Origin of the sequence: Actinomadura rubrisoli (assembly GCF_004349215.1) — a bacterium.
GTDB classification, from domain to species: Bacteria; Actinomycetota; Actinomycetes; order Streptosporangiales; family Streptosporangiaceae; genus Spirillospora; species Spirillospora rubrisoli.
In genome coordinates, this window is record NZ_SMKU01000050.1 from 25,695 (window position 1) to 37,962 (window position 12,268).

At 75.7% G+C, this 12,268-nt stretch carries 13 protein-coding genes; 2 read left to right on the forward strand and 11 right to left on the reverse strand.

The window, feature by feature from the left end:
* Genes pucL through uraD form a run of 3 tightly spaced genes read right to left on the reverse strand, consistent with a single transcriptional unit; the run spans position 1 to position 1,705 of the window.
* Positions 1 to 867, reverse strand: coding sequence for a factor-independent urate hydroxylase (pucL, locus tag E1298_RS12975; RefSeq protein WP_131892744.1), 867 nt, complete (start codon positions 865 to 867; stop codon positions 1 to 3).
* A 5-nt stretch (positions 868 to 872) separates the two neighbouring features.
* Positions 873 to 1,187 carry a hydroxyisourate hydrolase gene (gene uraH, locus E1298_RS12980; RefSeq protein WP_131892746.1) on the reverse strand — a complete coding sequence of 105 codons (315 nt, stop codon included), beginning with the start codon at positions 1,185 to 1,187 and terminating at the stop codon, positions 873 to 875.
* Complete coding sequence (gene uraD / locus E1298_RS12985; RefSeq protein ID WP_243725551.1) at positions 1,184 to 1,705, reverse strand: 2-oxo-4-hydroxy-4-carboxy-5-ureidoimidazoline decarboxylase; 522 nt, start codon at positions 1,703 to 1,705, stop codon at positions 1,184 to 1,186. The genes uraH and uraD overlap by 4 nt, the downstream gene beginning before the upstream one ends.
* A gap of 161 nt (positions 1,706 to 1,866) precedes the next feature.
* Between uraD and E1298_RS12990 the strand changes: the two genes are divergently transcribed.
* On the forward strand, positions 1,867 to 3,441 hold the full coding sequence (locus E1298_RS12990) for a PucR family transcriptional regulator (RefSeq protein ID WP_131892750.1): 1,575 nt from the start codon (positions 1,867 to 1,869) through the stop codon (positions 3,439 to 3,441).
* Here E1298_RS12990 and E1298_RS12995 read toward each other — a convergent pair.
* The 8 genes from E1298_RS12995 to E1298_RS13025 form a co-directional block, all read right to left on the reverse strand.
* A complete protein-coding gene (locus E1298_RS12995) occupies positions 3,374 to 4,195 on the reverse strand; it encodes a DUF4037 domain-containing protein (RefSeq protein ID WP_207944592.1) in 822 nt (273 codons plus the stop codon). The genes E1298_RS12990 and E1298_RS12995 overlap by 68 nt on opposite strands.
* Complete coding sequence (locus E1298_RS49465) at positions 4,105 to 4,413, reverse strand: hypothetical protein (protein ID WP_207944593.1); 309 nt, start codon at positions 4,411 to 4,413, stop codon at positions 4,105 to 4,107. Before E1298_RS49465 ends, E1298_RS12995 begins: the two co-directional genes overlap by 91 nt.
* 72 nt (positions 4,414 to 4,485) lie before the next feature.
* Positions 4,486 to 5,364: an alpha/beta fold hydrolase gene (locus tag E1298_RS13000; RefSeq protein WP_131892751.1), complete on the reverse strand. Its 879-nt coding sequence runs from the start codon at positions 5,362 to 5,364 to the stop codon at positions 4,486 to 4,488.
* Positions 5,365 to 5,421: 57 nt separating this feature from the next.
* Complete coding sequence (locus tag E1298_RS13005; protein ID WP_131892753.1) at positions 5,422 to 6,351, reverse strand: NAD-dependent epimerase/dehydratase family protein; 930 nt, start codon at positions 6,349 to 6,351, stop codon at positions 5,422 to 5,424.
* Positions 6,348 to 7,862 carry a class I adenylate-forming enzyme family protein gene (locus E1298_RS13010; protein WP_131892755.1) on the reverse strand — a complete coding sequence of 505 codons (1,515 nt, stop codon included), beginning with the start codon at positions 7,860 to 7,862 and terminating at the stop codon, positions 6,348 to 6,350. Before E1298_RS13010 ends, E1298_RS13005 begins: the two co-directional genes overlap by 4 nt.
* A complete protein-coding gene (locus E1298_RS13015; RefSeq protein WP_131892757.1) occupies positions 7,859 to 9,061 on the reverse strand; it encodes a cytochrome P450 in 1,203 nt (400 codons plus the stop codon). The genes E1298_RS13010 and E1298_RS13015 overlap by 4 nt, the downstream gene beginning before the upstream one ends.
* Positions 9,058 to 9,810: a glycosyltransferase family 2 protein gene (locus E1298_RS13020; RefSeq protein WP_131892769.1), complete on the reverse strand. Its 753-nt coding sequence runs from the start codon at positions 9,808 to 9,810 to the stop codon at positions 9,058 to 9,060. The genes E1298_RS13015 and E1298_RS13020 overlap by 4 nt, the downstream gene beginning before the upstream one ends.
* A gap of 2 nt (positions 9,811 to 9,812) precedes the next feature.
* Positions 9,813 to 10,814, reverse strand: a complete 1,002-nt coding sequence (locus E1298_RS13025) for a 3-oxoacyl-ACP synthase III family protein (protein WP_131892759.1) — start codon at positions 10,812 to 10,814, stop codon at positions 9,813 to 9,815.
* 193 nt (positions 10,815 to 11,007) lie between these two features.
* On the opposite strand from E1298_RS13025, the gene E1298_RS13030 reads away from it, so the two are divergent.
* The gene (locus E1298_RS13030) at positions 11,008 to 12,225 is read left to right on the forward strand and encodes a cytochrome P450 (protein ID WP_243725552.1); all 1,218 of its coding nucleotides are present in this window, start codon (positions 11,008 to 11,010) and stop codon (positions 12,223 to 12,225) included.
* Positions 12,226 to 12,268: the final 43 nt, after the last annotated feature.

Consider the following 12,268-nt stretch of genomic DNA (forward strand, 5'->3'; position numbering starts at 1 on the left):
TCAGTTCCAGGCCGCCGGGGCGGGCGGGGCGTCGTCGGTGAGCACGGTGCCCTCGATGAGCCCGTACGGGCGGTCCGCCGCGAAGTAGACCTCGTTGTCGTTGTCCATGCCGAACGGCTCCAGGTCGACCAGGAAGTGATGCTTGTTCGGCATCGACATCCGCACCTCGCAGGTCTCGGGACGCTCGTCCAGCACCCGGCGGCCCATCTGGAACAGCGTCTGCTGGAGCGACAGGCTGTGCGTCCCGGCGAACGCGTCGAGCAGGCACGAGCGGACCGCCGCGTAGGAGGGGCCCCAGGACGAGCCGGTGCCGCGGTGCCGCCACTGCGCGGTCACGGCGGTCGCGAGGATCCGGTCGTCGGTCGGGGCGAGCGTCGTGTACTCGTCCTGGATGAAGCCGTGGAACTCGCTGCCGGTCGCGTTGAGGACGACCAGGTCGGTCAGGCCCGATACGACCGACTCGGGGCCGTCCGAGCCGTCGCTGTGGACCAGCGCCGTCCGGACCTCGCCGCCGTCGCGGACGAACGAGTGCGGCCCGGCCAGGCGGTCCCATCCGTATTCGTGGATCTCGACCCGGGCGTGGGCGATCGTCGGCTGGGAGTCGACGAAGTGGCGGGCGAGCAGCAGCCCGAACTCCTCGATCTCCCCGATCCCGTACTTGCGGGCGAAGGCGAAGACCGTGTTCTTCTGCGAGTCGGTCGGCAGGACCGCGGCGTTGTCGCCCGTCAGATGGACCTCGTCCATGTCGCCGGACAGGGCGACGCTCACGTTCAGGTCCTTGATCCGGTGGACGCCGCCGTCCCTGGTGACGCGGACGACGCGGGTCTCCGCCTTCCCGTAGCGGTTGGGGCCGAGCACGATGGCCATGCGGGCTAGCTCCCTCGGTAGGTGGAGTAGGCGAACGGGCTCAGCAGCAGCGGCACGTGCAGGTGCCGCTCCGGGTCGGTGACCGTGAAGGCCACCGCGACCTCGGGGTAGAAGTCCGACAGCCCGGCGGTGTCGAAGATGAGCCGGTGCACCCCGGCGCCGGGCGCGACGCCCCAGTCGCTGATCCGGCCGTCGGCGTCGGTGCGGGCCTCGGCGAGCGCCGTCCAGCCGCCGCCGGGGTCCCGCCGGTCCAGCCGGACGGTCATGCCCGCCGCGGGCAGTCCCCGCGCCGCGTCCAGCACGTGCGTCGAAAGGCTCATGCGCGTTCCCCCGTCTCGCCCAGCCCGTTGAGGAGCTTGGCCAGCCGCAGGTCGACGATCTTGGCCAGCTCGTCCCGGACGACCTCCCGCTCGGTGCCGGGATCGTTGGCCAGCCGCGCCCGCAGGGCGGCGAGCATCTCCGCGGCGCTCAGCCCCGTGGCGCAGATCAGGAACACGTGGCCGAAGCGCTCCTCGTAGGCCCGGTTCCCCTCCACCAGGGCCTTACGCAGCTCCGCCGCCGCGCCGTCCACGCCGGACTGCTCGCCCCGCGACCAGGCGGCCTCGCGGTCGCCTCCCCGCACCCGGTCCCCGATCCGGGGATGCGCGGCGAGCGCCTTCTCGACCTCGCCCCAGTCGAGATCGGCCAGCGCCGCCGCCGACGCCGACCGCAGGGCTTCGAGGCCGGCGTAGGGCCGTCCGGCCGCGACCGCGTCCGCCCAGCGGCGGGACGCGCAGCACGTGAGCAGCTCGTCCCGCGCCCGCTCCCCGGACAGGGCGTTCAGCCGTTCCACCGTCACCCGCGCCTCCCTGTCTCCTCGTCTGCATGCAGTAGACACAGGTACCCGCGGCGGGGTCGAGGCACAGGACGTCCGAATTGTGACGCCCTGCACCGGCGGGATTTCGTGCGTTGCTCCAAGCCCGCGCGCCACCATCCGGCGGGTGGCGGTTTACTGGGAAGATGAAGCTGCGTTCCCTGCTCGCCATGCCCGAGCTGCGCCTTGAGCTCGTCACCGGCGAGGAGGAGCTGGACCGGACGATCAGGTGGGTCGTCACGACCGACCTGCTGGAGCCCGGCCGCTACCTGCGGGGCCGGGAGCTGGTGCTGACCGGGCTGGTGTGGTGGTCCGCGCCCGCCGACTCCGAGACCTTCGTCGGCGCGCTGGCCAAGGCGGGCGTGTCGGGCCTCGCCGCCTGGGACCTCGCGCGCGGCGCGATCCCCGGCGATCTCGTCGAGGCGTGCGCGCGGCACCGGGTCCCGCTGTTCAAGGCGTCCGAGGACGTGGCGTTCGCGACGATCACCGAGCAGGTCGTCCGGCACCTGTCGGGGGCCCGCGCCGCCGACCTGACCGCCGTGCTGGACCGGCACCGCCGGCTCGTCGCGGGGACGGGCGAGGGCGCCGGCCTCGGCGCGGTGCTCGACCTGGTCGGCCGCGACCTCGGCATGCGCTGCTGGGTGCTGACGCCCACCGGACGGGTCGTCGCGGGCCCGCAGCCGCCGCCCGCCGGGGCCCGGCTGGCCCGCGCCTTCCTGACCGCGCCGCGCCTGCCGCACCATCTTCCGGCGGCGGGCGTGTCGCTCTTCCCGGTCGCCGAGGACACCACGTCCCGCGTCGCCGACTGGTTCCTGGCCTGCGAGGGCGACGCCAAGGACTGGCCCGCCGAGCGGCGCGCCCTCACCACCGAGCTGGCCGCGATCGTCGCGCTGGAGCGGGCCAGGCTGGACGGCCGCCTGAGCGTGGAAGGCCGCCTCGCGCAGGAACTGGTGCGGCTCGTCGTCTCCGCCGCGGCGGCGGAGGAGATCGTCCCGCGGCTGGAGCTGACCGGGCTGGACCCGGGCGCCGCGTACATCGCGGTCGCCGCGTCCAGTCCCGGCACCGGGCGCGGCACGCTGCGGCCGGGCGAGCTGCGGACCGTCCTCGGCGAGGTCATGCCCGTCCCCCGCCCGGCCGTGGGCCTGCTGGAGGACGAGGCCATCGCGCTCGTCCCGGTCGAGCGCGACGCCGGGCAGGACGTCGCCGACGAGATCCAGCGGGCGCTGACGGCCCTCGCGCCGGGGCTCGCGGGAAGCGGCCTCGCCGTCGGCGTCAGCGACGTCGTCGCGGCCGGGGAGCTGCGCGGCGCCGTGGAGGAGGCCCGCTACGCGCGGCGGCTGGCCGACGGCCGCCTCTCCCAGCCCGACGCGGGGGGCCCGTCGGGCGCGAAACACGACGGCCCGGTCTGCGTCGTCCGGCACGACGAGCTGGCCACCCACGTCCTGCTGCTGGCCAGCGTCCCCGACGACGTGCGGCACATGTTCAAAGTGCGGCTCCTGGACCCGCTGCGCACCTACGACGAGGTCCACCGGGCCGACCTGATCCGCACGCTGGAGACGTTCCTCCAGAACTCCGGGTCGTGGACGCGCTGCGCCGAGCAGCTGCACCTGCACGTGAACTCGGTCCGCTACCGGATCCAGCGCATCGAGGACCTCACCGGCCGGGACCTGTCGCGCCTGGAGGACCGGGTCGACTTCTTCCTGGCCCTCCGCCTCGGGTGATCCCTTCTTCTCGGGCGATCCAGGCCCGGTAGGCGGCCTGGAGCCCCGCCCGCCGGCCCGGGTCGACCAGGACGCCCCCGCTGTCGGCCCATTGCTCCACGGACCCGACGTCCGGGGGCAGCGCGGCGACGTCCGGGTCGGTGATCCCGGCGAGGAGGCCAGCCGGGACCGCGTCGTCGACGGTGCGGTACGGCCGGTCCCAGAACGGGACCACGGCGGACGCGGGCGCGGGCAGCCCCCGCTCCCGCTGGAGCGCGAGGAGCGTCTCGGCGGCCTCCGCCACCGCGTTCTCGCGCTCCCGCCAGTCCGGTGCCGAGACGGCCGCCGCGAGCGGGCCGTCCAGCACGGCGCCGATGGCGAGGCGCCGGAACGCGGTGCCGCGCCACTTGCCGTAGGGCGCCCAGGTCCGCGACAACGTGAAGCCCAGGCGGCACAGGTCCTCGGCGATGCGGGCGCTGAGGATCCGCGCCCCGGTCCCGTCGCCGCGCAGCGCGGCCCGTCCCATGATCGGCATCCACTCGGCGATCCGCCGCCACCAGGCCGCGAGGACGTACCGCTCGACGTCCGGCGGGTACCGGCGCAGCGCCGCGCGGACGGGCCCCAGCGCCCGGGTCCGGTCCTCGAACACCGGCCCCGCCGTCACCTCCAGGACGCTCTGGCCGGTCAGGCACAGCCAGTCCAGGACGGAGAGGCCGCCGGTCGGGTCCACGCCGAGGCGGCTGCGCGCGAACCCGGCGACGGTCGCGACCTCCACGTTGTGGGTGTCGAACGCGCGTCGTCCACCAGCAGGGTCAGGCGGCAGCCCCAGTCGTGGTCGCGGCTCATCGCGTCGTCCAGCCCGAGGACGTCCGACCCCGAGCCGAGCCGCGCCGCCGCGTACCGGAGCCGCGGCATGGCGCGGGCCAGCAGCGGCCGGACGAGGTCGGAGTGGAACGCCCCGGCCAGCTCGGCCCCGCACGGTCGATCGTCCACGCGGCCACCCCACCAGAGCGGCGCGGGCCTGGCGAGTGATTTACCGGCCGCCGCCGGACGGCGTGACGGCCGTCAGGGGCCTGACGTGTGGCGGAGCAGGGCGGGGACGACCGTGTCCCAGGTGCGGCGGGGCAGCTCGTTGCCCGTCCCCGGCAGGACGATCAGCTCCGCGCCGGGGATCTCGGCGGCGAGCGCGCGGCCGTTCCCGAGGGGGAAGAACGGGTCGTCCTCGCCGTGGATCACGAGGGTCGGCGCGGTGATGCCGCCGAGCCGCTCCCGCCAGCGGTCGCCGCCGTCCAGCGCGGCGAACACCGTCGCCATCTGGTTGGCGCGGTGCGCCGTGCCCCGGTCCAGGGACGGCGGCGCGGCGGCGACGGTGCGGTCGTGGATCCGCTCGGCGTTGTCGCGCGCCTCCGCCTCATCGAACTCCGCGCCCCCGAGGACCCGCGCCTTCTCGACCATGAACGCGACGACGGACGCGCGGTCGTTCCAGTCGACGGCGGGCGGGTTCATGATGTGGGCCATCACCTCGGGCGCGTGCTCGGGGAGGTCGCCGTCGCTCGGGCCCGGCGCGGTCGGGCGGGTGCCGATCAGGGTGAGGCCGGCGACGAGGCCGGGGTGGTCGAGGGCGAGGAGCTGGGCGATCCAGCCGCCGGGGCCCATGCCGACGACGTGCGCGCGGGGCAGCCCGAGGGCGCCGAGCAGCCCGGCGGCGTCCGCGACGAGGTCGCGCAGGGTGTAGGCGGGGGCGTCCGGGTCGGCGGTCGTGGATCGTCCGGTGTCGCGCAGGTCGTAGCGGACGACGAACCGCCGCAGGACGGCCAGCCGCTCGCAGAACTCGTCGCGCCAGGTGAGCATCGAGTTGCCGACCAGCAGGACCGGCGTGTCACCGGCGACCCCGAACGTCTGGACGCACAGCTCCACACCGTTGGCCTTGATGAACGTCTCCATGCCAGGGTGGACTCCCGCCGAACCCGGAAATCATCGCGGGGCGCTTTCGGGCAGGGCTCACCAGGCGGCGGCGCCGGTGAACGCCGTCGGGTGCGGCCGGTAGCCCAGGACGGCGCGCGCGGCGGTGAGGTCCAGGGTGCGCTCGACCGCCAGATGGCTGATCGCGTAGCGGGTGACGCGCGGCGGCTCCGGGCGGCGGGCCAGCAGGAACGCGCCCTCGACGGCCGCGGCGAGCGGCCGGGCGAGCCCCGCCGGGGCGTAGACGGGCCGGGCCCGGACGCCGCGCTCGTGCAGGATCGCGCGGAACGCCTCGTCGACGGTCACCGGGAACACGTCCGCGACGTTGAACACGCCCGACCCGACCGGCCCGGTGGCGGCGAGCACGCAGGCCCGGACGAGGTTGGCGATCGAGGTGAGGCTGATCCGCTGGCGGCCCGTCCCGACCGCGGGCAGGAGCGGGCCGCGTACCGCGGACAGGACGCGCGGCAGCAGCGTGGTGTCGCCGGGACCGTAGACGGCGTGCGGCCGGAGCACGATCGCCGAGCGGCGCGCGAGGACCGCGCGCTCGGCGGCGGCCTTGGAGGCCCCGTAGGCGTTGAGGTAGCGGCCGACCGGCGCCTCGTCCTCGGTGACCATGACGCTCGGACGGAACGGGTCGTACACGCTGGCGGTGCTGACGTGCACGAACCGGGCGCCGGGGAACGCGGCCAGGGCGTTGCAAGTGCCGGTGAGGTTGGCGGCGAACAGTGCGGCGGCGGGCCCCCAGTCGGTGACGCTGCCCGCGCAGTGGACGACGGCGTCGACGTCCGGCGCGTCCGGGATCGGGCCGGCGGTGAGGTCCCAGGACCGGTACGCCGCCCCGCCCAGATGCCCCGGGCCGACGGCCGGGCGGCGCCCGAACGCGAAGGTCGTGACGCCCTGCCCGGTGAGCGCGCGGCACACCGCCCCGCCGACGAACCCGGAGGCGCCCGTCACGGCGATCCTCACGGCGCCACCATTTCGCGGAGGCGCGGGCGGTCCAGCTTGCGGGTCCGTCCCGAGCGGGGCAGCTCGTCCAGGACGACGACGCGGTCCGGGAGGGCGTCGTGGTCGATGACGTCCGGGAGGGTGCGGCGGAGCCGGGCGGGGAGGTCGGCCGGTCCCACGACGGCGAGGACGACCTCCTCGTCCCCGGTCAGCGGGTCCGGGACGCCGACGATCGCGGCGTCGGCCACGCCGGGGAGCGCGGCGATCGACGGCTCGTACAGGCCCGGGTAGAGGTTGAACTTGCCGCGGATCAGCATGTCCTTCTTGCGGCCCACGAGGACGAGGCGGCCCGCGTCCAGCCGGGCGAGGTCGCCGGTGGGCAGCTCGGCGAGGGGTTCGGCGCCGAGGTGGCCGCGGCACAGGTTCGGGCCGGACAGCAGCAGCTCGCCGTCCCCGGCCAGGCGGGCGCCGACGCCCGGCAGGGGCGTGCCGAGGAGGTCCCCGGCGGCGCCGGACGCGGTGTGGGCGAGCTTCTCGTCCGCCGACGCGATGGCGACCGGGAGGATCTCCGTCATCGCGTACACCGACAGGACCTCGGCGGACGGCGCCGCCGCGACCGCGCGGCGCAGGATCGCGGCCGGCGCCGGGGCCGCGCCCAGCAGCACGTGCCGCAGCGTGGACGGCAGCTCCGGCACCGCGTCCAGGATCTCGGCGAGGTGGACGGGCACGCAGAACGTGTGGGTGGCGCCGCGCTCGCGCATCAGCCGCGCGAAGTCCGCCGGGGGGCAGGACAGCGGCGGCATCGACCAGCGGGCCCCCGAGATCAGCGTCGGCAGGCCCAGCATGAGCTGGTCGGTGTGGACGACGTCGCCGGGGCCGAGGGGCATCCGGCCGCGGAACAGGCCGAGGGCCGCCGCGAGGGACGCCTGCGTGTGGACGACCGCGCGCGGGTCGTCCGTCGTCCCCGAGGTGAAGATCACCGCGGCGGGGGCGTCCGGATCGCCCGCCTCGTCCGGCTCGGGCGCCTCGCCCGCCGCCAGCCGCGCGAACGGCAGGGCGCCGCGCGGGACGCCGGGCAGCCGCCGCCCGACGTGGATGTGCCGCATCGGGCCCTCGCCGGGGATCCGGAGGCCGGCCAGGTCGGGCAGGAGCAGCCCGCGCCGCCGCGCGTACGCCCGGACGGGCCGCAGGCGACTGCCCGCGTACAGGACCGACTCGGCCGCCGACCAGCGCGGGCGGGCCAGCCGCAGGCGGGCGGTGAACATCGCGGGCCCGGCGCCGGGGTCGGCGAACACCACGACGCCCCCGGCCGCCACGACCCCCAGGGCCAGGACGAGCGACTCCGGCGAGGGTCTGACGGAGAACAGCACGCCGTCGCCCGCCGCCAGGCCCGCGCCGAGCAGGCCGTGCCGGACCGCGAGGACCTGCCGCCGCAGCTCCCCGTACGTCAACTCGGCGCCGTCGCCCGAGACCAGCGCGACCCCGCCGGGCGTGCGGGCGGCCTGGTCGAGCAGCTGCCTGACGAGCGTCACGCCGCCACCTCCCCGTTCGTCGAGCCCCGCGCCGGGCCGGGCGCCGGCTCCCGCGTCGAGCGGACCGTGAGCGTCCGGTAGGTCGGGATCAGGACGCGGCGGGCCGCCGACCGCCCGGTGATCTCCAGCGGCGCGGCGGCGAGCAGCGTCCGGGCGACGAGCCGGATCTCCGCCATCGCCAGCGGGTACCCGATGCAGAAGTGCGGGCCCGCGCCGAACCACAGCCGCCGCAGCTCGGGCGGGTGCGGCCGGTCCAGGTCGAACGGCCCGTACGCGCGGCAGCAGTTGTGGGTGGCGATCAGCACCCGGTCCCCGGGCCGGACCGCGATCCCGCCGACCGTCGCGGGACGGGCCACGCTGCGCAGCATCACCGGTGTCGGGGTCGTCGCGCGCATCGCCTCGTCCACGGCCCGGCCGAGGAGCCCGCCGGGGTCGGCGGCGACGTCGTCGAGCCGTCCCGAGTCGGCGAGCAGGGCGATCAGGCGGGGCAGCAGCGTGGCGACCGTCTCGGTGCCGGTGAGGAAGAACGCCCCGGCGGCGCCCCTGGCCTCGTCCGCCGAGAGCCCGAGGGCCCGCATCCGCCCCATCACCGTGGATTCGTCCCCGGCCGCGTACGCCTTCGCGGCGATGTCGCCGAGCGGGTCCAGCACCGCGCGGGCCCGCCCCACCTGCGCCGGGGAGAGCCGCCGCGTCCGCAGCGAGATCATCGACACGATCCGCTCGCCCTGCGCGAACAGGTCGCGGAAGGCGGCCTCCGACCGCGTCTCCAGGCCGATGACCTCGCCGATCACCGCGCCCGCCAGCACCCGGGAGGCGTCCACCAGATCGACGGACGCCCCGCTCGCGAGCCGGCCGGAGAGCCGCTCCAGCGGCTCCGCCAGCACGCGGGCGCACAGCTCCCCGGCATAGGACGGCGTGAACAGGTCGGCGAGGCGGCGGCGGAGGGCCCGATGCGCGTCCCCCTCCATGTTGAGCAGGACGGAAGGGCCGAGGACCGGCGTCCACAGCTCCCCGGGCGAGCCCGGCCCGTCCTTGCGGAACCTCTCGCCGTCCATGAGCACCTCGCGGGCCAGGGACGCGTCGTTGACGACGACGCCGACGCCGGGCACGCGCACGGCGGGGCCGCGGCGGGCGACGCCGCGCAGCAGCGGGTACGCCAGCGGGTGCGCGGTCAGGTAGAGGCGGCGTTCCCAGTTCATCGGATGTCCACCACCGCGGGCCTGTACCGGTGGTCGGCGTACCAGCCGAGCGTCCTGACCAGGCCGAACGCGCGCAGGCGCCGCACCGACCCGTACACCACCACGTCCGCCCGCAGCCCGTAGGCGGCGGTCAGGCGGCGGACGCGGTTGACCAGTGCGCGGTCCTCGTGGACATCCTCGATGCGGGTGCGCGGGAAGCCGCCCGCCCGCTCGTACAGCCCGGCGGTGATGGCCACGTTGCAGCCGGGCATCATCACGTAGGGGCCGAGGTAGAGCGGGTCGCGGTTGCCGGGCCGGAACCGTCCGAACAGCGCGGCGGCCTCCACGACGGCGGGCAGCAGCCGCCGCTCCCAGAATCTCAGCGCGAACTCGTCGGTGCGCGGGCGCAGCGGCCCGCTGACCATCTCCAGCCCGTCGCCGAACGCCCGCTTCACCGCCGCGATCCAGCCCCGGTGCGGCAGGCAGTCGGCGTCGGTGCGGGCGATGTGCGTGGCCCCTGCGCGGATGGCGTGCCGGATGCCGGTGTCGGCGGCGGCGCCCGTCCCCTTCTCGGGCTCGTGGACGATCCGCACGTCCAGCGCCGGGTGGCCCTCGGCGAACTCCCGGACGACCTCGGCCGTCGCGTCGGTGCTCGCGTTGTCCACCACCACGAGCGCGAACCCGGTGTCGGTCTGCTCGGCGAGGCGCCGCAGCGTCGCGCCGATCGACCGCTCCTCGTCGTAGGCGGGGATGACGACCCACAGGCGCATGGTCACAGCTCCGCGAAGACGACGCCGAGGCTGATCCCGCCCGCGAGCCCGACCAGCGCGACCCGGTCGCCCGGCCCGCACCGTCCCTCGGCGAGCGCGGTGGCGAGCTGAAGCGGCAGGCTCGCCGAGGCCACGTTGCCGTGCTCGGGCAGCGTGACGACGAGCCGGTCGGCCGGGATCCCGAGCGTCCCCCGCAGCGTCTCCAGGTAGCGGACGGTGACCTGGTGGACGGCGACGATCGCGAAGTCGTCCCAGATCAGACCCGTCTTCTGCAGCGCGGTGTCGAAGAGTTCGGGGCCGCTTGCGACGAACACGTCCTTGAGACGCCGCCCGTCCCCGCTGAAGTAGCCGTACTCGGGGTCGCGGGGGTGCATCGACCCGCCGCCCGGCAGCGTCCCGACCCGCCAGGCGCTGGAGACGGCGGCGAAGTCCCGGTAGAAGATCCCGCCGTCCGGTGCGGCCTCCACCATCATCGCGGCGCCGCCGTCCGACAGCGTGTAGCCGGCGAACGCGTCCGCGAACTGCGCCCGGTCGCGCACCTTCCAGCGGACCGCGCGGGACGGGCTCTCGCCCGTGCACACCAGGACCCGCTCGTACTGCCCGGTGCGGATCAGCGCGTCCGCCATCTGGAGGCCGTTGAGGAAGCTGTTGCAGGCGTTCTTGACGTCGAAGACCGGGCAGCCCGCGCCGAGCTTGGCCGCGACGATGTGCGCGGTGGCGGGCTCGACGAGGTCCTGCGACGCCGACCCGAAGATCAGCAGGTCGAGCCGGTCCGGCCCGAGCCCCCGCTCGGCCAGGACGCGGCGGGCGGCGGCGACGGCCAGGTCGGACGCCTGCTCGCCGGCGCCCATGACGTGCCGGGCGCGGATGCCGGTCATCCGCTCGACGATCGTCGGGGGCGGCCGGTAGCCGCCGCCCCCGGCGGCGACGCGGGCCTCGACCTCGGCGCTGGTGACCGTGCGCTCGGGCAGGTGCGCCGCGACGGCCGTGATGCGGGCTCTCATGGGCTGGATCCCCCGGTTCCTCGTGCTCCGTGGACGACGGACCCAGGCTCGCCGGTCCCGCGGCTCCCGGACAGGGAGACCCTACGGAACTTCCGCTGGGCGTTGTAACCCAATTCGCCGTGAGTACTACCACTCATCCGGTTCGGTGGCTCTGCCCTCCCCGGGCGGCGCCGCCGCCCGGCACAATCGCCGGGTGACCAGCACAGAGATCAAAACCACGGGGATCAAAACCACGGGGATCAAGAATGCCGCCCGGCACGAGGCGCGGCTGCTGTGGGCGGGCAACCCCGGCCTCTTCGCCCTCCTCCAGGCCGCCCGGCACATGGGCCCGATCGCGCGCGTGCCCCGGCTCGGCTGGATCGTGACGGATCCGGTCCTCGCCCGCCGCGTCCTGAACGACCACGACGGCTTCGGCATGAACGGCGAGGGCGGCGTCGGCCACCTGTGGACCCAGCTCTTCGGGGACGAGATGGGGCGGTTCTTCGGCGGCGCCCGGCACGCCGAAATCCGCACCCGGGCCCGCGACCTGTTCACCGAGGACGCCGCCCGCATCCTGGTGGAACGGTCACAGGGAGCCCATCACGCGAAGCTCGCGAAGCGGCTCGCGTCCGGCGGGACCGTGGACGTCGCCGACGCCGCCCGGGTCCTGGCGGGCCGGATGGTCGCCGACCTGCTCGGCCTCCCCGCGGACCGTCCGGACGACGCCTACCGCCAGGTCTTCGCCGCCGGGGAGCGGCTGGCCGGACTGGCGATGGGCACGACCGCGTCCACCGCCCTGGACCCGGCGACCGTCGCCGAGGCCCGCACGATCGTCGACGAGATCACCGCCGGGGTCCCCCGCGGCTACCGGGACGCCGGGACGGACACCCTCCTCGGCCGCTGCCGGGAGATGGGCCTCGGGCTGCCCCTCGCCCGCGGCCTGGCGACCCTGCTGGTGATCGCCGGGACCGAGACCGGCGCCTCCGGCACCGTCCGCACCGCCGCGCTGCTGCACGACACCGGGCAGCAGCGGGCGCTGCTCGCCGATCCCGCGCTGATGGACAACGCCGTCCGCGAGGGCCTCCGCGTCGCCACCCCCGCCGCCGTGATCGGCCGCCACGTCGCCCGCGACGCGACGGTCGGCGGCCGGACGCTCCGCACCGGCGACCGGGTCCTCCTGCTGACCTACCTCGCCACCAACGGCGCCGGCCCGTTCGACGTCCGCCGTGCCTACGTGCCCGAGACCCGCCAGCTGTGGTTCGGCGGGGGCCGCCATCTGTGCCTGGGCGCGGCCGTCGCCCGCACCCAGGTCACCCGGATGCTCCAGACGCTCCTGCACACCGGCCGCCCGTACCGCGTCGTCTCCCGCCGCGCCGCCCGCCGCGTCCTGGTCCCGGCGTACGCGGAACTGCGCATCAGGCCGGCCGACTGAGCCGAGCCGTCTTGACTGGACGGGCCGCGCCGCCCCGGCCGGG